Origin of the sequence: Streptomyces sp. WM6378 (genome assembly GCF_001279695.1) — a bacterium.
Taxonomy (GTDB): Bacteria; Actinomycetota; Actinomycetes; order Streptomycetales; family Streptomycetaceae; genus Streptomyces.
On sequence record NZ_LGDD01000296.1, the window covers coordinates 87,736 to 105,848 of the forward strand.

At 70.0% G+C, this 18,113-nt stretch carries 13 protein-coding genes and 1 pseudogene; 3 read left to right on the forward strand and 11 right to left on the reverse strand.

Annotated features, from left to right (window positions below; translation table 11 throughout):
• Window positions 1-3: 3 nt before the first annotated feature.
• The 5 genes from ADK54_RS25335 to ADK54_RS25355 form a co-directional block, all read right to left on the reverse strand.
• Window positions 4-1,164: a hypothetical protein gene (locus ADK54_RS25335; RefSeq protein WP_053728014.1), complete on the reverse strand. Its 1,161-nt coding sequence runs from the start codon at window positions 1,162-1,164 to the stop codon at window positions 4-6.
• Between the two features lie 21 nt (window positions 1,165-1,185).
• On the reverse strand, window positions 1,186-2,223 hold the full coding sequence (locus ADK54_RS25340; RefSeq protein ID WP_234392196.1) for a gluconolaconase: 1,038 nt from the start codon (window positions 2,221-2,223) through the stop codon (window positions 1,186-1,188).
• Between the two features lie 455 nt (window positions 2,224-2,678).
• Window positions 2,679-3,659, reverse strand: a complete 981-nt coding sequence (locus ADK54_RS25345; protein ID WP_053728016.1) for an alpha/beta fold hydrolase — start codon at window positions 3,657-3,659, stop codon at window positions 2,679-2,681.
• Window positions 3,660-3,993: 334 nt separating this feature from the next.
• On the reverse strand, window positions 3,994-6,813 hold the full coding sequence (locus tag ADK54_RS25350) for a type 2 lanthipeptide synthetase LanM family protein (protein ID WP_053728017.1): 2,820 nt from the start codon (window positions 6,811-6,813) through the stop codon (window positions 3,994-3,996).
• A gap of 133 nt (window positions 6,814-6,946) precedes the next feature.
• Window positions 6,947-7,147, reverse strand: a complete 201-nt coding sequence (locus ADK54_RS25355; RefSeq protein ID WP_053728018.1) for a DUF6229 family protein — start codon at window positions 7,145-7,147, stop codon at window positions 6,947-6,949.
• Between the two features lie 343 nt (window positions 7,148-7,490).
• Between ADK54_RS25355 and ADK54_RS25360 the strand changes: the two genes are divergently transcribed.
• Entirely contained in the window at window positions 7,491-8,822 is a 1,332-nt protein-coding gene (locus ADK54_RS25360; RefSeq protein WP_078966606.1) for a phosphatase PAP2 family protein, read from the forward strand.
• 262 nt (window positions 8,823-9,084) lie between these two features.
• Window positions 9,085-9,849 carry a polysaccharide deacetylase family protein gene (locus ADK54_RS25365; protein ID WP_053728019.1) on the forward strand — a complete coding sequence of 255 codons (765 nt, stop codon included), beginning with the start codon at window positions 9,085-9,087 and terminating at the stop codon, window positions 9,847-9,849.
• A 28-nt stretch (window positions 9,850-9,877) separates the two neighbouring features.
• On the opposite strand, the gene ADK54_RS25370 is transcribed toward ADK54_RS25365, so the two are convergent.
• The 6 genes and pseudogenes from ADK54_RS25370 to ADK54_RS25395 form a co-directional block, all read right to left on the reverse strand.
• Window positions 9,878-11,056, reverse strand: coding sequence for a DSD1 family PLP-dependent enzyme (locus ADK54_RS25370; protein ID WP_053728020.1), 1,179 nt, complete (start codon window positions 11,054-11,056; stop codon window positions 9,878-9,880).
• A 171-nt stretch (window positions 11,057-11,227) separates the two neighbouring features.
• A pseudogene (locus ADK54_RS43775) lies at window positions 11,228-11,607 on the reverse strand (helix-turn-helix domain-containing protein); the annotation flags it as partial.
• Window positions 11,565-12,002 (reverse strand): VOC family protein, encoded by a 438-nt coding sequence (locus ADK54_RS25380; protein WP_053728031.1) that lies wholly within the window; start codon window positions 12,000-12,002, stop codon window positions 11,565-11,567. The pseudogene ADK54_RS43775 and the gene ADK54_RS25380, both read right to left, overlap by 43 nt.
• 86 nt (window positions 12,003-12,088) lie before the next feature.
• Window positions 12,089-13,075: a methylmalonyl Co-A mutase-associated GTPase MeaB gene (gene meaB, locus ADK54_RS25385; RefSeq protein WP_053728022.1), complete on the reverse strand. Its 987-nt coding sequence runs from the start codon at window positions 13,073-13,075 to the stop codon at window positions 12,089-12,091.
• 5 nt (window positions 13,076-13,080) lie between these two features.
• On the reverse strand, window positions 13,081-15,255 hold the full coding sequence (gene scpA / locus ADK54_RS25390; protein WP_053728023.1) for a methylmalonyl-CoA mutase: 2,175 nt from the start codon (window positions 15,253-15,255) through the stop codon (window positions 13,081-13,083).
• Window positions 15,255-17,069 (reverse strand): methylmalonyl-CoA mutase subunit beta, encoded by a 1,815-nt coding sequence (locus tag ADK54_RS25395; protein WP_053728024.1) that lies wholly within the window; start codon window positions 17,067-17,069, stop codon window positions 15,255-15,257. Before ADK54_RS25395 ends, scpA begins: the two co-directional genes overlap by 1 nt.
• Before the next feature lie 308 nt (window positions 17,070-17,377).
• On the opposite strand from ADK54_RS25395, the gene ADK54_RS25400 reads away from it, so the two are divergent.
• On the forward strand, window positions 17,378-17,914 hold the full coding sequence (locus tag ADK54_RS25400; RefSeq protein WP_053728025.1) for a hypothetical protein: 537 nt from the start codon (window positions 17,378-17,380) through the stop codon (window positions 17,912-17,914).
• Window positions 17,915-18,113 lie beyond the last annotated feature (199 nt).

An 18,113-nucleotide genomic window follows, 5' to 3' on the forward strand; every position in this document is an offset into this window, starting at 1 on the left:
CTGTCAGGGTGCGACCTTGCCGACGCCTCCCAGGGCCTGGGTGGCACGCTGGTTGATCTGCCACAGCTGGCCTTCACGGTTGCTGACGTAGATCCAGCCGTTGACGGTGTCCAGCGCGAGCCCCTCGCATGTCCCCAGGCCGGAGGCCACCACGCGCTGCGCGCCGTCGGCGAGGGCGATCTCGTACAGGCGCCCGCCAAGGTGGTCGATGGTGTACGCCCGGCCGGCGCCGTCGAGTTCTACGCGGATGGTGCTCGCCCCAGCGGGAAGGCTGGTCACGACCCGCTTGGCGCCGTCGGCCAGGCCGACCTCGTACAGCTTGCCGCCGTTGTCCTTCTGGCCGACGTACGCCTTGCCCTTCCCGTCCAGCGCCACTCCGCCGATGCCCCCTCCCAGGCTGGCGATCGTGCGCTTCTGCCGGCCCGACAGGTCGACCTCGACGAGGAGCCCGTCGGTCCAACTGGCCACGTACGCCTTGCCGGCTCCGTCCAGCGCCACGCCGTACGCGCCCGTGACGGCGACGACCAGGCTGGAGGAGCCGCTGGACAGGTCCACGGCGAGCAGACGCCCACCGGACCAGTCGGTGGTGTAGGCCGTGCCCCGCCGGTCCAGCTTCACATCGCCGATGTCGCCCAGGGTGGCGGCGGCCACGCGCTGGGCGCCGTTGTCGACCCTCACCGTGCACAGCCTCGCGCCGCCCCGGTCGGCGACGTACACCGTGTTCCCCACCGACGGGTCGACCGCCAGGCCTTCGGACGTCCCCAGACCCGTCGCGATCAGGGCGTAACCCTTCTTGTTGCCGAGGAGCTTCTGCAGATCTTCGAGCTTCGGGGCGTCGTCGTCGCTGATGCTCACCCTCGGAGGTCCGAACGCCTTCGTGGTCGACGAGGCCATGGTGGACGTCGAGGCGGGGTCCTCGGACACCTGACGCTGAGCGGCGGCCGCTCCCTGGGCGTTCTGGAAGAGCGGGCCGAGGAAAGCCATGACGTCGAACGCCCCGTGCGCGGTCTGGCGCATGACCCAGGGGTCGCGCTCACTCTCCAGCTTTCGTACGGCTTCCGAGACGTCCCCGGCTCCCGGGGTGTCCTTGTTGAGCGCCTGAGCGGACTTGTCGGCGGAACCGGCCTGGTCCCCGCCGTTGTCGAAGATGTTCTTGAAGGACATCGACTTCCCTCCCTGACCCTCTTAGAGGGACTGCTTCTGGTTCTCGTAATCGAGTACTTCCGGCTGGAAAACCCGGTGTTCTCCGGTACGGACAGCGACGATTTCGGCTGTCCCCTTCTGCATGAACCGCTTTCCTTCGTCAGCCAGGTCGAAGCGGCTGGAGTCGACGTCGCGCTCGCCGAGTTTCCACACGATGACCTTGGAGTACTTCGGTTCGGCGGCCTGCGGGGGAGTCTCCTTGACCGCCACCGGCTCGGGATAATAAAGGGCGACCCAGCCGCCGAAAGTGACGGGGAATTCGTAGTCGAACTGGCGGATCTGACGTCGCGTCGTGGCCATGACGTCCACCCGGCTGCTGAGTTCCAGGCTCATCGAGGACTGGTGCTTCCACTCGGTGGTCAGCGAACCGCTGACGGAGCCGGTGATCCCGAGCAGCAGCTCCCCCCACAGCTCCCCGGTGCCGGTGACGGAACTCGTGGAGGTGGTGTTGCTCGTCGCCTCCGTCTGGGACTCCGTGTTGACGCCCTGGTTGTCCTTGCTGTTGAGCAGGGTGGTCTTCTGGTACTGCTTCATCTCCATGCTCTTCTGGAGCTGCTGCTGGAGCGATGCGGTGGTCTTCGCCCCGAAGGTGAGCTTCACCTCCCCCTGGAGCGACCAGCTGATCGTGTTCGAAATCGTGAACTCGACCGTGTCCGTCACGGTGATTTTGATCGGGTCGGTTCCATTGACGTACGTCTGCTTGGAGATCATGTCGGGCGGGGGCTGCTGGATGTCGCCTCGCTCCTCGACGACCGGTGCGCCGACATTCATGTAGGCGCGCCAACCGCGCTCGTGCGCGGTCGCCTCATCTTCGGGAAATCCGCCGTAGCGCACCTTGTTCAGGGAGAACCCAATGGGGTTGATCTGCTCTCCCCCATTCTGAGGGGTTCGCTTGAGTACGTTCCTGAGTTGGTTCCGCTGCAGGATGGCAGCAGCCTTTGCCGCGATTTCGAGCTCTTCCTGGTTCCGCGTGGTGAGCGGGTGGCGCATAAACACATCGTTGATGTAGGCGGTGCCCACATCGTTCCTCGCGCTGCCTTGTCCCATGCTCTTCAGACCCTCCCCTGCGTGGCGGACTCGTGACGGTACGCAATCGCAGGCGGCAGGACACCCGTCCGAACCGGCCACACGGCAGTAACCGGACAGAAAGCCGCTGACCAGGGGCATGATCACGATCTGGCGGGCGTGCTCCCGGGGTCGCCCGACCGCCCTCGGTGCGCCAGGGCTTGATCCTTTGGGGCCAAGATCCACTAATGCGGCGCCGGGGCCGTCGTCCCGGCCGGGCGCGCGATGTGTCCGGATCTACGATTCCGGGGCCCACCCGGCCCGGCCGGCCCGCCGCATCGACTTGATTTGATCTAGGTCGAGTGTTCGACCCTGTCCCTCAGTGGCATCCCGACCAGCTCGGATGCTGCCCGCCGGAACAGGGCCGAAGCGCCTGCGGATGTGCGCCTGTCCAGCCGCCGGGGCGCGCCTCAACCGGTCACGGAGGCAAGCCAGTTGATCAGCAACTGGTTCACCTCGTCACGGCGCTCCTGCTGGATCCAGTGGCCGCAGCCGTCAAGGACGTGGGAGGACACCAGGCCCGGCAGGGTGGTGGGGTACGCCTTGATCGCGTCCGCCAGCCAGGTGGTGGAGGCGTCCAGGGCGCCACCGATGAACAGGGACGGCTGGGTGATGGAGGCGCCGTCGAAGTCGGCGAGGTCTTCCCAGTCCCGGTCCATGTTCCGGTAGAGGCTCAGGGCCCCGGTCATGCCGGTGCGTTCGAACTCCGCGGCGTAGACGTCGAGTTCGTCGTCGCTGAGCCAGCCCGGCAGCCGTCCGGCGGGGAACCGCTCGCGCAGCCTGCCGCCGCCCGGCACGAAGTGCGGGTCCGCGTCCTTCGGCGCTGGCATGGTGTCGGCGGAGAAAGCGGCGTAGAACCCGGCGAGCCAGCCGCGCACGTCGGGTTCGATCTCGGCCTCGGCACGGCCCGGCTCCTGGAAGTAGGAGACGTAGAACTCCTCGTTCCCGCCCATCCGCGCGAATACGTCGCTGGGCCTCAACCCGCCGCGCGGCGCGTAGGGCACGCTCAGCAGCCCCACCGCGCGGAAGACGTCCGGCCTGATCAGCACGGAGTTGGCGGCGATTGCCGCCCCCCAGTCATGGCCGACGACCACTGCGGACTCCTCGCCCAGGGCGTGCACCACCGCGGCGTTGTCCGCCACCAGCTCCCGCATCCGGTACGCGGCCGCGTCGCCGGGCCTGGACGAACGTCCATAGCCTCGGACGTCGATGGCGACCGCTCGGTACCCGGCCGCGGCCAGGGCGGGAAGCTGGTGGCGCCAGGAGAACCAGGACTCCGGGAAGCCGTGCACGAGCAGGACCAACGGCCCGGTGCCCTGCTCCACCAAGTGGATCCGGCCCGCCGGCGAGGGGACCAGGCGGTGCGTGGCATCTGTGATCGTCCGCGTCATCAACTCTCCAGGGTTCGTGGTCTGCCCGTACGAAGATCAGCGCCACCATCATGTGACGGGCGACGCGGGCGCGGCGAGCTTTGTTGCCGGTTCGGCAAAGGCATTCTCACGGGCTCGGCCTGGAACAGGTCGTCACCCCCTGCGGCACCGTCCGGGCCACGTCTGCCAGGTCCCCGGCCGGGCCGCCGCATTCCTCGTTCCTCGCCTCGTGGTGGCGGCATTCGCCGTCACGCACTCGTGGCTGCCCGGACGCCCGCCTCCAGCACCCAAGGAGCACTCACCATGACGCCGGAGAACCCGCTGTGACGCCACCCGCCCAGCCCCTGTGCGGAGTTCAGTCGAGGAGGAGGGGGTTGGGGAGGTCGGCGGCGGGGTGCATGCGCAGGAGGGTGTGGAGGACGCCCGCCAGGCCGGACATGAGGCTCGGCGAGAACGCTTCCCGGGCGAGGCCGCCCACCGGGCCGCGCTGTTCGAGGCCGGTGAGGATCTCGCCGTCGAGGTCGGCGGAGGCGCCGGAGCCCATCGACGTCAGGAACTCCCAGAGGCCCAGATCCCCGTGACACAGGGTGTGGCTCCAGCCGAAGCCCTCCGCCGTGCAGGCCCCAGCGGCCCGATGGGCCATGTCGAGGTGCACGGGGTCGCCCGTGCGGCGGTGGAGGTCGAGCATGCCGATGCCGATGCCCGCACTGCCGTGGCACCAGCTGGTGAAGAAGTCCTCCTCCGCGCCGATTCGGACGTCGAGCCAGTTGCCGTCCTCAGGGCGGTAGAGGGACTCCTGGAAGGCGAAGGCGCGCTCGGCGAGGCTGCTCCAGTCGCGGCGTTCGGCCGCGGAGCCGGCGTCGCTGAGGGCGAGTCGGGTCAGCGCCCAGCCGATTCCGGTGGCGCCGTGCGCGAAGCCGCCGATGCCCTCCGGGTTGAGGCGGGTCGGCCACCGGGCGCCCACAGCGTCGGTCACGGCAAGCCCGGCCAGCCTGCGGCCGACGCGCGCTGCGGCATCGAGCCAGTGGGCCTGCCCGGTCGCGCCGGCCAGATTGAGCAGGGGGACGACCGCGCCGGCCGCGCCGTTGAGGAGATCCACCTCCACGTCGTCCTCGACCAGCGGCCCGTCCGTTAGCAGCAGAGCCCGCTCGGCGGCACGCTTCAGGTGCCGGTCCTCGCCGAGGACCCGGTGCAGCGCCAGCCATGTCCACACCTGTGACGCGGCGCCGCTGAAGGCTCCGGCCGACGGCGTGGGCGTCCGGTCCTCGGTGCTGACCAGCACGCGCAGCGCTCCCTCGAACGTCTCGCGCACGCCCGGCACGTCCTCCGCCCGCCCGGCCGCCACCTCGGACACGTACTCGGCCAGTGTGAGCGCCACGCCGCCCTGGCCGGTGTAGAGGTCGGCGGGCAGCACCCTGATCGACCACCCGGCGGGGGTGAAGACGGGGCTGATCCAGGTGACCGTTCCGTCCTCGCCGCGCACCGCCCCGTCGCACAGCCTCCGCACCATCTGCGCGGCCAGCTCACGACGGCGGCGCTCCCGGTCGCGGGCGTGCGGATCGCGGGCGGCGGCCTGCACCCGCGCGGGCAGCGACCGCTCGTTCAGGTACGCGCCCACCAGCGCGTCCTGGATCACCGACTCCTCCAGCGCCAGGTCGGCGCTGCGCCAGTCTTCGACGGTGCGGCGCACGGCCGAGGCGTCCACGGTGAAGCCGAACATCGGTACGTCGCCCACCAGCAGGTCCGCGATCTCGCCGTCGATGGCCGGGTGGTCGGTCGGCGCACCGGGCAGCGCGTCGGCGTTGCGTCGCAGGATGTCCCGGGCCCGCTCGACCGCCGCCGCCTCGTCGTGCAGCGAGGCCGGATGCCACAGCATGCGGCCGATGTCGACGTACGCCTGCGTCGGCCGCAGGATCCGCCGGGCCCTGACACCCTCGAAGCGGCGCAGCAGCCGGTACGGGTCGGTCCCCGGGCGGCGCAGCTGGGCGGTCATCTCGCGGAACCCGGCGAGGACCCGGTCCCAGTACGTGCTCAGGACCGGAGTGGCGGCAGGGTGGTTGCCCGCGACGGGCATGGCTATCAGATCCACCTCGAAGCGGGCCGTGGCGGTGCCGCCGTCGGTGATCACCGGGTGCGGGATCAGCGGCTGCTGGCCGGGCAGGGCACCGATCCCGGAGATGTCGACGCCGCCGAGCGCGAAGCCGGTGCCGCGCACGGGCAGCAGTCCGGTGCGCAGCACGGTGCGGCGGATGGCCGCCGCCGCCACGTCCACCGCGTCGCCCCGGCCGCTGGGCGGGAAGGCCGCCGGGGCGTCGAAGAGCGTCTCGGCGTCCACGATCACCGGCACGGGCCCAGCGGCGATCATGTTCTCGGCATGCATGTCGGTCCCGCCGGTGAACCGGAGGACGGCCAGCCAGTGTCCGATGTTGCGGTAGAACTCGGTGAGTTCGGTCTCGTCCGTGCAGTAGCGGTGGCGGATGAATTCGGCCCAGCCGTAGCCGTCACGCGCCAGCGTTCTGGGCACGCGGATGCGCCGGTCCGCTGCCGGGGCGCCGGGGAGGTCCTTGAAGAGGTCGTCCAGGAGCTCGCCCAGCGCCACGTCGGCTTCCGAGGGCCGGGGTTTGTACATCACGGTCCCGCCGGCGAAGTCGACCTGACTCACCGTCAGTCCGCCCCGGTGGGAGTCACCCGCCCCGAACTCGACGGCCCGTACCTCACCCGCTGGTCCACCGAGAAGCGGGCCCAGCAGCGCGCGGTCCGCCGCCAGTCGCTCGGCGAAGTCCGCCGCCGCCACCACCGAGAGCCGTGCCACCGCCGCGACCCGGGGGCCCACGCTCGGATACCGGCCGCCCAGCCGGGCCAGGTAGCCCTCCTCGCAGGCCTGCTCGATGAACGCGTCCCATGTCTCTTTGCCGAACCCGGCATCCGCGCCCGTCCCGGCCAGGCGCATCGCGTGCAGTTCGATCAGGAACAGGCGGGACAGTTTCGCGTGCAGCGACCGGAGCAGGGCCGTGTGACCGGCCTCCAGCAGTACCTCCCGTTCCTCTCGGCCCAGGGGTCGCATCTCGGCCAGGCGCCGAGCCAGTTCGTCCCGCCAGGGGCGGGCGATGCCGCGTACGGGCTGGGCGAAGTGCTCCGTCTCGTCCGGTGTTCCCGGCAGCGATCCGCTCACCATCAACCGTCCCCGTCCCATTGCGAGTTCGCGCCGGTCAGGCGCCTGAAGGAGCCCGCGAGGCGGGCGGTCGGTCATGCGGCGGGCCCTTCGTGAGAAGTCGTTCCACGAAGGGCCCTGTGGTTCGCTGCGACGATCAGCAACACCAGCTGCCGTGCGACCCGCTCGGGCTGGAGCAGAAGCCGTAGAGGGAGTCGCTCGAATCGGTGAGCGCGGCTTCGGCGGCGGCACCGCCGACGTAGAGCGGACCGGCCGGGTTGAGCTGGCCGTACGCGCTTTCCGCGCCCGACAGCCAGGCGTTGAGCACGGCGCTTGCAGGAACACTGGTCTGCGGCATCTGCGGCCTCCGGACAGAGGGATCGGGACGGATCGCCCAGCCCCGAGTATGGCCATATCCGAACACTCGTCAGACGAACAATCCAGCCAAAGTCGTTCAGTCGGAGATGCGCACGACACCTATCGGCGGGAGCCACACCACAGGCCGGATGAGGCCCGCGCAGCCGCCCGAATCACGCCGATGGCATGATCGAGCTCTCGACATGCGCGCCCGCATCACTCTTCCTCCACCGCACGACGACGCTGTGTCACAAGAAGGGTGATCGGCGCAACCAGCATCCAACACATCGGCAAAACAATTGATACCTACAGTTTCACAAAGATTTCCGCGAATAAGCCGCAGGATGAAGTCCGCCCCGTGGTCTCGGCCACGCGTGATTCTGTGGGCGACGGCGGGCGTGGTGGCCCTCGGATTCCTCGTCGCACTGGAGATCGCCGCCCGCCGCTACGGCGGAGTACCGGGGCCGATCACCAACCAGGCGCGAGAGGTGATATTCGCCCCCAAACCGGGGCCGCTGTACGGCGGTCTGGCGTTGATGATGGTGGTGCTCACCTGGCGGCAACGGCTCATCGCGGCTGGTGTGGCGATCGGCGTCGACGTCGTCTTCGTACTCGCGCGGTGGGCTTTGGACGCCGAAGTGCCCGAGGACCACTTCTTCGGCAACGGCGCGTTGTGGGCAATGCTGGGCTGCGCGGTCTTCGCCATCACGCGCCGCACGGGCCGTGAGCGCGCCCTGCTCCTGAAGGGCGTCGGCCTGGGCCTGCTCCTCGTGGCCGGCCGCAAGACCGGCGACACCTGGCTGCTCATCACGTCGAAGACCCGCCCGACCGTCCTCGACCCGTATGTAGCGACCGCCGATCACGCACTGGGAAACCCGTCATGGCTGGCAGGCCGCATACTCAACGCCAGCGGCTCGATCGGCACCCAGACCCTCGGCCTGATCTACGCCCAGCTCGCGGTCGCAGCGATCGTCGTCGCCCTGTACCAACTGCGCAACGTGGCCGCCGAGCGCCGCTTCCCGCGCCACCACCTGGTGCGCACCTTCCTGGTGATCGGCCTTCTCGGGCCGGCCGTCTACATGATCTTCCCGGTGGTCGGACCGGTCTTCGCCTACGGCCCGGGCGCCTCCGGCACCGGCGGCGTGCAGTGGGCCGTGGCGAACCTCTGGCCGCACACACCGCCACCGGTCACCGTCCCGCACCCGGTGCCGTACGACGGGATCACCCCACGCAACTGCATGCCGAGCCTGCATACGGCGTGGGCCACCGCGATCTTCATCCACTCCCGCAAGGGCCCCCGCCTTCTGCGCTACGCCGGGACCTTCTGGCTGATCGCCACGCTCAGCGCCACGCTGGGCTTCGGCTACCACTACGGCGTGGACCTGGTCGCCGGCGTGGTGTTCGCGCTCACCGTCGAGGCGGCGCTGCGCACATTCGACCGCGGCTGGGACCGCTCGGGAATCCGGCTGGTCGCCTACGGCACGGCGGTCTTCGGCACGCTCCTGGTGTCGTACCGCTGGCTGCCGGTGCAGATGGCCACACATCGGTGGGTGTTCGGACCACTTGTCATCCTGTCGATGACCTCGGTCATCTACGGCTACCTACGAACGACCCGTACATGGAACCCCAAGGCCGCATCGGCGCTCCGACCGGAACCGCAACCCGAACTGGTCTGAGCCCCTGGCCCAGCAGATCGCGGGCGCCCCACGCAGTACGTCACGCCGCGTACAGAGGGACGGGCGCCCGCGGCGATTACGCACGAGTGCCAGGCGGCACGATCAGGCCAACCGGCATGGATCCGGCCGCCGTTCGCGGCGAGTTGTCCGCGAACTCTCTCAGAATTGTCCGTGATCGGTAACGGAGGCATCCCCTGGCCGCCGCGCCTCGTCCTGCCAGGTGACCAGGGACCGGCGGGGGACTGCGCGAGATGAGGCGAACATGGCACGGCACAACGGCGGGCGGGGTTGGTACGGCAAAGTGGTCGGAGCCGCGCTCGGCGTGACGATCCTCGCCACCGGCGCCTCGGTGTGGACCGCGCAGGCGGGCACCACGGACGACTCAACCCCCAAGGCGAACGCGCCGGCCGCTGACATCAAGCCGGTCGCGGACACCATCGCGCACTCCTCGGACGCGGGAGCGCACGGCGTCAACATCACCATCGACGACGGCCCCGACCCGGTGTGGACCCCGAAAGCGCTTGACGTGCTGCGGGAGTACGGGGTGAAGGCCACGTTCTGCATGGTGGGGACGCAGGCGAAGGCCCACCCGGACCTCGTGAAGAAGGTGGTCGCGGCCGGGCACCGGCTGTGCGACCACTCGGTGTCGCACGACACCGCCATGGACAAGAAGCCCCAGAGCTACCAGTCGCAGCAGATACTCGACGCCGAACGCATGATCACCGAGGCGTCGGGAGGCGTCCGGCCGATGTACTACCGGGCGCCCGGCGGAGCCTTCACCCCGTACAGCCGCGAACTCGCCGCGTCCCGGGGCATGCGCCCGCTGGGCTGGAACGTGGACACCAAGGACTTCGAGCGCCCGGGTACGGACGTCATCGTCGCCACCGCCGAACGGGAGCTGCACAACGGGCCGACGCTCCTCTTCCACGACGCGGGCGGTGACCGTACCCAGACCATCGAGGCCCTGCGCAAGCTCCTGCCCCGACTCAAGTCACAGGGCTACACCTTCGGCTTCCCGGTGCGCTGACCCCCGGCTGGTCCACGGCGCTCGCTGGTCACCAGCCGGTCACGCGCTTCCAGAAGTCCTGGATCTCCGGTGCGGTGTTCGTCGTTCGGGCGCTGTCGATGACGTGGTAGCTCTGGTGCTGGGCGGCGGTGGCGCAGGCGTGGTTGGGCAGGATGCGCAGGCGGGTGCCGATGGGCAGGTCGGGCAGGCGGGCACCGTCGCGGGGGCTGAGGGTGCCGTGCTCCTGGCTGGCGGCCGTCATGACCAGCTCCGGGAGCAGGTTGCCGGCCAGGTCGGTGACCAGGCCGTAGCCCTGGTCCTGCGGCTGTACGGAGGTGCCACGGTCACGGGACATGGCCATCCAGCCGCCGTCGGTGATGACCCATCCGTACTCGGGGCGGTGTCCGATGACGGTGACGACGACCGACAGGGCCAGGTCCTCGATGCGGCAGACGCCGATGCCGGCCATCACCAGGTCGAAGAAGACGTAGTTCCCGGCCCGCAGTTCGGTGACGCCGGTGAGGTCGTCAGCCGCGTGGGCCGTGGGGGTGGAGCCGATGCTCACGGTGGCCACGGGCAGGCCGGCCGCACGCAGCCGCTCCGCCGCGTCGACGGCAGTGTCGCGTTCGTTCTTCGCCGCCCGTCGCAGTTCCTCTGCGGTGTAGGCGAAGTACGACTCCCCCGCGTGGGTCAGCACTCCGTCCAGACAGCTCGCGGCGTGCAGGATGCGGGCGATCTCGACGAGCTCGGGTGCGTCGGGCTTGAGGCCGCCGCGGTGACCGTCGCAGTCGATCTCGATCTGGGTGGGGATGGGAAGGGCCGCCCGGCGGGAGGCCTGGGCGACGAACTCCGCCTGCTCCGCGCTGTCCAGCAGGGTGCGCAGGGTGACTCCGCGACGCAACAGCGCGACCACGCGCGGGAGTTTGTGGGGGTCGATGCCGACGGCGTACGTGATGTCGGTGTAGCCACCGTCGGCGAACGCCTCGGCCTCGGCGAGAGTGGAGACGGTGATGGGGCAGGGAGCGCCGTGCCCCAGGAGGGCGGCCACGTCCAGACTCTTGGCCGTCTTCACATGGGGGCGCAGGCCAACTGCCAGCAACTCGGCCCGAGTTGACAGCCGTTCGATGTTGCGCCGCACCTTGTGTACGTCGACGACGGCGAAGGGGGTGTCGGGATCGGCCAGGGTCCGGGCGGTGTCGGGGCCGGGGGCGTCCGAGGGGATGTTCACAGGGAGATCTCCATCTCCTTCAGGAGGGCGAGGCCCAGGCACAGGTCCTGCGGGCCGATTCCGGAGGGGCCGAAGGGCGTTCGGATTCGGAGCCGAATCCGGAGCCGGACGCGGGTGCGGGCGCGGGCGCGGGGTCGACGGCCGAGCCTGCGGTGGTCACGAAGTGCCCTCTCACCTGGCGTAGTTGCAGACGGTCGCCCGGGACACGCCGAGCAGGTCCGCGATGACCTGGGCCGCATCGCGCGTGTCGAAGTGCCCGTCCTCGTGCAGTTTCCGCACCAGTGCCGTCTTGTCCTGCCGCCCCAGCGACCGAGGCGTCGCACCGCGCTCCGCGGCCAGTTCCTCCACTGCCCGGCGCAGCTCGCGCACCTTGCGGTCCCGCAGGCTCTCCAGGGGCTGCTCGCGGTGCTCGATGTGGACGTGCCCTTGGCCGGGCGACCGTCGGGGAACCGGTTGGGGTAGTTCTGGATCACGCTGGGGTAGCCGGGGTCATTGACCCGATCCGCCGTCAGCTCTTCTTCAGCTCCTCGGCGAGCATCACGAGGATGCCGCTGGGACCGCGCACGTACGTGAGCTTGTACACGTCCTCATAGGTCGCCACACCGCGAAGCGGACGGCACCCGTGCTTTGCGGCCGCCTCAAGGGCTTTGTCGATGTCGTCGACCGAGAAGGCGACGCGATGCATGCCGATCTCGTTGGGACGAGTGGGCTCCGACTCGATCGCTTCGGGATGGATGTACTCGAAGAGCTCCAGACGACCGTGACCGTCCGGCGTCTGGAGCATCGCGATTTTGGCGTGATTGCCATCAAGGCCGACGGCGGTGTCGGTCCACTCACCGCTGACCGTGTCACGGCCGACGACCGTGAGGCCGAGGTCGGTGAAAAAGGCGATCGTTGCTTCGAGGTCGCGAACGGCGATGCCGACGTTCTCAAGTTTGATGGCCATGCGCCGCATGCTACCGAGCCGGGCCGATCAGGTACGGGCGGCAAGGACGCGGCCGTGTCCCAGGACGCCGGTCCGGCGTCGGCGACTCAGTGGCCCTTGCCGCCGAACACCCCGAGGATGCGCTCGGCGGCGAGGGTGGCCGTCAACTCGCCGTCGCGGACCTGCTGTTCGAGGGCGGGGGCCAGCGACCGTACCCCGGGATCCGCGTGCAGCCGGCCGAGCAGTTCGTCGCGGACCATCGTCCAGGTCCAGTCGACCTGCTGCTCGCGGCGCTTCACGGCGAGCCGGCCGGTCGAGTCGAGCAGGGTGCGGTGCTGCTCGACGCGTTCCCAGACGGTGTCGAGGCCGGTCGACTCGCGGGCGCTGCAGCTCAGTACGGGCGGCGTCCAGGCCGCGTCCGCCGGGTGCATCAGGCGCAGGGCGCCCGCCAGTTCGCGGCCCGCCGCCTTGGCGTCGCGCTCGTGCGGGCCGTCCGCCTTGTTCACGGCGATCACGTCGGCCAGTTCCAGGACGCCCTTCTTGATGCCCTGCAACTGGTCGCCGGTACGGGCGAGGGTGAGCAGCAGAAAGGTGTCGACCATGTTCGCGACCGCGGTCTCCGACTGGCCGACGCCAACCGTCTCCACCAGGATCACGTCGTAGCCCGCCGCCTCCATCACCACGATGGACTCCCGCGTCGCCTTGGCGACCCCGCCCAGCGTGCCGGCGGTGGGTGAGGGGCGTACGAAGGCGGCCGGGTCCACGGCGAGGCGTTCCATGCGCGTCTTGTCGCCCAGGATGGAGCCGCCGGTGCGGGTCGACGACGGGTCGACGGCCAGCACCGCGACCCGGTGCCCGAGCGAGGTCAGCATGGTGCCGAGCGCGTCGATGAACGTCGACTTGCCGACGCCGGGGACCCCGCTGATGCCCACCCGGCGGGCCTTCCCGCTGTGCGGGAGCAGTTGGGTGAGCAGGGACTGCGCCAGGGTCCGGTGGTCGGGCCGGGTGGACTCGACGAGGGTGATGGCGCGGGCGATGTGCGCCCGCTTCCCGTCGAGTACGCCCTTCGCGTAGGTGTCGAGGTCGATTGCCATGGGGCTCAGAGGTCGTGTCCGAGTTCGGCGGCAAGCTTGTCGACCAGGTCGTACGCCGCGTCCGGGATGACCGTGCCGGGCGGGAAGACCGCCGTCGCGCCCATCTCCAGAAGGGTCGGCACGTCCTGCGGAGGAATCACCCCGCCCACCACGATCATGATGTCCTCACGGCCCTCCTCCGCCAGTTGCTCGCGCAGCGCCGGTACGAGGGTGAGGTGGCCGGCCGCCAGCGAGGACACGCCGACTATGTGCACGTCGGCCTCGACGGCTTGCCGCGCGACCTCCGCCGGGGTCTGGAACAGCGGGCCGACGTCCACGTCGAAGCCGAGGTCGGCGAAGGCGGTGGCGATGACCTTCTGGCCGCGGTCGTGCCCGTCCTGGCCCATCTTGGCGACCAGGATGCGCGGGCGCCGCCCCTCGGCCTCCTCGAAGGCGTCCACCCGGGTCCGGGTGCGCTCCACGGACGGCGACTCGCCTGCTTCGTTGCGGTACACACCGGAGATCGTACGGATCTGGCTGGAGTGCCGCCCGTACACCTTCTCCAGGGCGTCGGAGATCTCCCCGACGGTGGCCTTGGCGCGGGCCGCGCGCACGGCCAGTTCTAGGAGGTTGCCCTCGCCGCCCGCCGCCCGGGTGAGGGCGTCGAGGGCGTCCTGGCACGCGGTCTCGTCGCGCTCGGCGCGCAGCCGGCGCAGCTTCTCGATCTGCTGGACGCGGACCGAGGAGTTGTCGACCTTGAGGACGTCGATCTGCTCGTCGCTGTCGACGCGGTACTTGTTCACGCCGATGACCGGCTGGCGGCCGGAGTCGATCCGGGCCTGGGTGCGGGCCGCGGCCTCCTCCACGCGCAGCTTCGGGATGCCCGCGTCGATGGCCTGCGCCATGCCGCCGGCCGCCTCGACCTCCTCGATGTGCTGCCAGGCCCGTCGTGCCAGGTCGTACGTCAGCTTCTCCACGTACGCGCTGCCGCCCCACGGGTCGATGACCCGGGTGGTTCCCGACTCCTGCTGGATCAGCAGCTGGGTGTTGCGGGCGATGCGCGCCGAGAAGTCGGTGGGCAGCGCGAGCGCCTCGTCGAGGGCGTTGGTGTGCAGCGACTGGGTGTGGCCCTGGGTGGCGGCCATCGCCTCCACACACGTACGGGTCACGTTGTTGAAGACGTCCTGCGCGGTCAGTGACCAACCGGAGGTCTGCGAATGGGTGCGCAGCGAAAGGGACTTGGAGTTCTTCGGGTCGAACTGTTTGACCAGCCTCGCCCACAGCAGGCGGGCGGCCCGCATCTTGGCGATCTCCATGAAGAAGTTCATGCCGATCGCCCAGAAGAAGCTCAGCCGCGGCGCGAACGCGTCGACGTCGAGGCCGGCCTCCTGTCCGGCCCGCAGGTACTCCACGCCGTCGGCCAGCGTGTAGGCCAGCTCCAGGTCTGCCGTCGCCCCGGCCTCCTGGATGTGGTAGCCGGAGATGGAGATGGAGTTGTAGCGCGGCATCCGCTGCGAGGTGAAGGCGAAGATGTCGGAGATGATCCGCATCGACGGCTTCGGCGGGTAGATGTAGGTGTTGCGGACCATGAACTCCTTGAGGATGTCGTTCTGAATGGTCCCGGCCAGCTTCTCCGGCGGTACGCCCTGCTCCTCGGCCGCGACGATGTAGAGCGCGAGGACGGGCAGCACCGCGCCGTTCATCGTCATCGACACGGTCATCTTGTCGAGCGGGATGCCGTCGAAGAGCTGCCGCATGTCATAGATCGAGTCGATGGCCACGCCCGCCATGCCGACGTCACCGGTCACCCTCGGGTGGTCGCTGTCGTAGCCGCGGTGGGTGGGCAGGTCGAAGGCGACGGACAAGCCCTTCTGGCCGGCCGCGAGGTTGCGCCGGTAGAAGGCGTTGGACTCCTCGGCCGTGGAGAAGCCGGCGTACTGCCGGATCGTCCAGGGCTGGTTGACGTACATCGTCGGGTAGGGCCCGCGCAGGTACGGCGCGATGCCCGGGTAGGTGCCCAGGAAGTCAAGGCCCTCCAGGTCGCGCCCGGTGTAGAGCGGCTCGACGGTGATGCCTTCGGGCGTCTCCCAGAGCGGCTCGTCGCCGCCGGCTGCCTTCTTGAGGGCGGTGCGCCACTCGGCGGCGGAGCCGTCGGTGCGCGGTACGCCCAGGTCGACCCCGGAGAAGTCGGGGATTCCCATCAGGACACTCCCATGCGGTCGAGGGTGGCGGTGAGCAGGGCGACGGCGTCGCAGCCCGCGAACACATGGTCGTCGACACCGCTGTACTGCGTGGGCCGCCCGGCGAGGAAGACGTGCGCGGCACCGGCCGACGCGAGGGTCTCGGCAGCGGCTTCGGCCCGTTCCTCGTACAGCGCGTCGCTGGAGCAGAGGCAGGCCTCGGTGGCGCCGGAGGCCCGGAACGCTTCGGCGGTGGCGTCCCCGGTGACCGGCTCGATGCCGCCCGCCTGGAACAGGTTGGAGGCGAAGGTCGCCCGCGCGGTGTGGGCGGCGGCCGGTCCCAGGGCGGCCAGGAAGATCCGCGGCCGCGACCCGGTGGCCGCGAGGTGCGCGTCGGAGCGGGCGCGCAGCGCCTCGAACGCCTCGTCGCGCCGCACCCGGGGCAGCCCTCCGGACGGCGCCGGCGGTGCGGGAACTCGTTCGACCGGGGGCTCGGCGAGGTTGGGGAACTCGCTGACGCCGGTGATGGGTTCGCGCCGCTTGGCGAGCTTCGCGGAGCGTACGGCCCAGGTGTTCGCCAGGTCGTCGCCGATGCGGCCCGAGCGCAGCGCGGCGGCTTGGCCACCTGCCCGCTCGATCCCCTGGAAGAACTCCCAGCCCGCGTGGGCGAGCTCATCGGTGAGCCGCTCCACGTACCAGGAGCCGCCGGCCGGGTCGATCACCCGGGCCAGATGCGACTCCTCGACCAGGATCGACGAGGTGTTGCGGGCGATGCGTCGCGCGAACGCGTCCGGCAGCCCCAGCGCGTGGTCGAAGGGCAGCACGGTGACGGCGTCGGCGCCGCCCACTCCGGCGGCCAGGGTGGCGACCGTCGTCCGCAGCATGTTCACCCACGGGTCGCGCCGCGACATCATCACGGGCGAGGTGACGGCGTGCTGGAGCTGCGGCGCCGGTGCGCCGCAGACCTCGGTGACGCGCGCCCAGAGCCTGCGGGCGGCCCGCAGCTTGGCGATGGTCAGGAACTGGTCGGCGGTGGCGGCGTACCGGAACTCCAGCTGCGCGCAGGCCTGTTCGGCGGAGAGGCCCGCCTCGGTCAGCTCCCGCAGGTAGGCGACACCGGTCGCGAGCGAGCAGCCCAGCTCCTGCGCGGCGGAGCCACCGGCCTCGTGGTACGGCAGGGCGTCCACGGTCAGCGCGCGCAGCCCCGGGTACTCGTCGGCGCACTTCCGCGCGAGCCCGGCCACGGGTGCGAAGCCGAACGCCTCTCCGGTACGTGCCTCGTGGCTCAGCGGATCCGCCCCGAGGTTGCCGCGCGCCGCCTTCTTGGCGACCCCGCGCTCCTCATACAGGCGGAGCAACTCCCTTGCGGCAGGCTCGACTTGACGCCCCGCGTCCAGGACGACGGCCGCGAGGTCGAGGTACACGCCGTCCAGGACCTGGGGCAGGCGCTCCACCGGGAACCCGCCGTCACCGGCGACGAGCCACAGCGAGGCGACCCCGTTCTCCAGGTCGGCGAGCACCGCACCGTCCGCGACCGCGGTGTGCCGCTGTCGCACGTCCCAGCCACCGGTGGTGCTCCCCTCGGCACGGCCACCCCGTACGAAGGGGGCAAAACCGGGGAAACCGGGATCGGGTACGGCATCGTCCGCCGTGTACAGGGGACGCGTACCGAGCCCGTCCTCCAACGTGGTGGACAGAGCGTCTTCGGCTGCCGCACCCGAGAGCTCCTTGCCCGACTTGCGCAGTACGCCTTCCACAAGGCGCTGCCACTGCTCATGTGTCGCATCAGGAAACTCGGCTGCCAGCGATAGCCCGTCATCAGGCAGGACCGTCATGCTCGAATGCTAGGCCAGTCCCGCAAAGGAGCAGCAGGGCCCAGGGCTGTGACCTTGCACTCTTTGGATGCCCCTTGATCGTTCGACCACTTCCCCGCTACAGCGGAGCGCCGAAGCGGACTTCGCCAGGTGATGGCCGGTGCGGAATCGGGCCCCCCGATGAGCAGAAACCAGCCCGCGCCGGAAGCCTTTGCGGCAGGCTCACCCTCAAGAGCGAGCATTGTCGGGAGTCACTCGGGTCGAGGTGAAAGTCCGTCTACTGTACGGACGCGCCGCACGCCCGTCGCGGGCGCCTGAGGAGGGATCCCGTGTCATCGCCCTACGACCCGCAGTTCGCCCCCGCCGGTGATGTGGGCACAGCTCTCATGATGATCGACTCTCGGCTCAGAGGCGTCCACAACGGCAGGACCGGGACCGACTCCGAACAGCAGGCGCTGACCGACCACTTCGCGGCGTCGCTGGACGCCGAGGGAATCGATGACGTGCTGGACGGGGTGTGCACGCTCATCTTCATGTTCATGACGTGGCTCCGCAGGACCCACGAGGAGCACGGCAAGGACGTCATCGAGTACGTGGTGCCCACCCTCGTGGCCACGATGCGCCAGATGCCCAAGAGCGTGCGCCCCGAGGCCATCCCCACCATGGCCGGCCTGGTCATCGCCGCCGGCACCGACCTGAGCCCCAACCTGTGGCGCAAGCAGTACGGGTACTGGACCGATCAGGAAATGAACTCCCTGGAAGTGACTGCCTTCCTGCTCGCGGAGCACATCAACCGCATCGCCGCCGACCCGGACTTCGCCACCCGCCTGATCTCCCGGGCACTGTCCGGCGCGGACGAGGACTGAGCCGCGACACGAAGAGACGGTCCGGCCGGGATGGTCCCGGCCGGACCCGTTCTCTCAGGCCCCGTTCACCCACGCGGCGCGTAGCGCCTTCTTGTCGACTTTGCCGACCTTGGTTGTCGGCAGCTGGGACAGCAGCACGGTCTTCCGGGGCTTGTAGAGCTCTCCCAGTTCGGCGGTCACCGCCGCGCCGACCTCGTCG

What these genes read in the sequence shown, in the direction of transcription:
- ADK54_RS25335 (WP_053728014.1), bottom strand. Translation starts at nt 1,164, where the DNA reads ATGTCCTTCAAGAACATCTTCGACAACGGCGGGGACCAGGCCGGTTCC.
- ADK54_RS25345 (WP_053728016.1), bottom strand. Translation starts at nt 3,659, where the DNA reads ATGACGCGGACGATCACAGATGCCACGCACCGCCTGGTCCCCTCGCCG.
- ADK54_RS25350 (WP_053728017.1), bottom strand. Translation starts at nt 6,813, where the DNA reads ATGGTGAGCGGATCGCTGCCGGGAACACCGGACGAGACGGAGCACTTC.
- ADK54_RS25355 (WP_053728018.1), bottom strand. Translation starts at nt 7,147, where the DNA reads ATGCCGCAGACCAGTGTTCCTGCAAGCGCCGTGCTCAACGCCTGGCTG.
- ADK54_RS25360 (WP_078966606.1), top strand. Translation starts at nt 7,491, where the DNA reads ATGAAGTCCGCCCCGTGGTCTCGGCCACGCGTGATTCTGTGGGCGACG.
- ADK54_RS25365 (WP_053728019.1), top strand. Translation starts at nt 9,085, where the DNA reads ATGGCACGGCACAACGGCGGGCGGGGTTGGTACGGCAAAGTGGTCGGA.
- ADK54_RS25380 (WP_053728031.1), bottom strand. Translation starts at nt 12,002, where the DNA reads ATGGCCATCAAACTTGAGAACGTCGGCATCGCCGTTCGCGACCTCGAA.
- meaB (WP_053728022.1), bottom strand. Translation starts at nt 13,075, where the DNA reads ATGGCAATCGACCTCGACACCTACGCGAAGGGCGTACTCGACGGGAAG.
- scpA (WP_053728023.1), bottom strand. Translation starts at nt 15,255, where the DNA reads ATGGGAATCCCCGACTTCTCCGGGGTCGACCTGGGCGTACCGCGCACC.
- ADK54_RS25395 (WP_053728024.1), bottom strand. Translation starts at nt 17,069, where the DNA reads ATGACGGTCCTGCCTGATGACGGGCTATCGCTGGCAGCCGAGTTTCCT.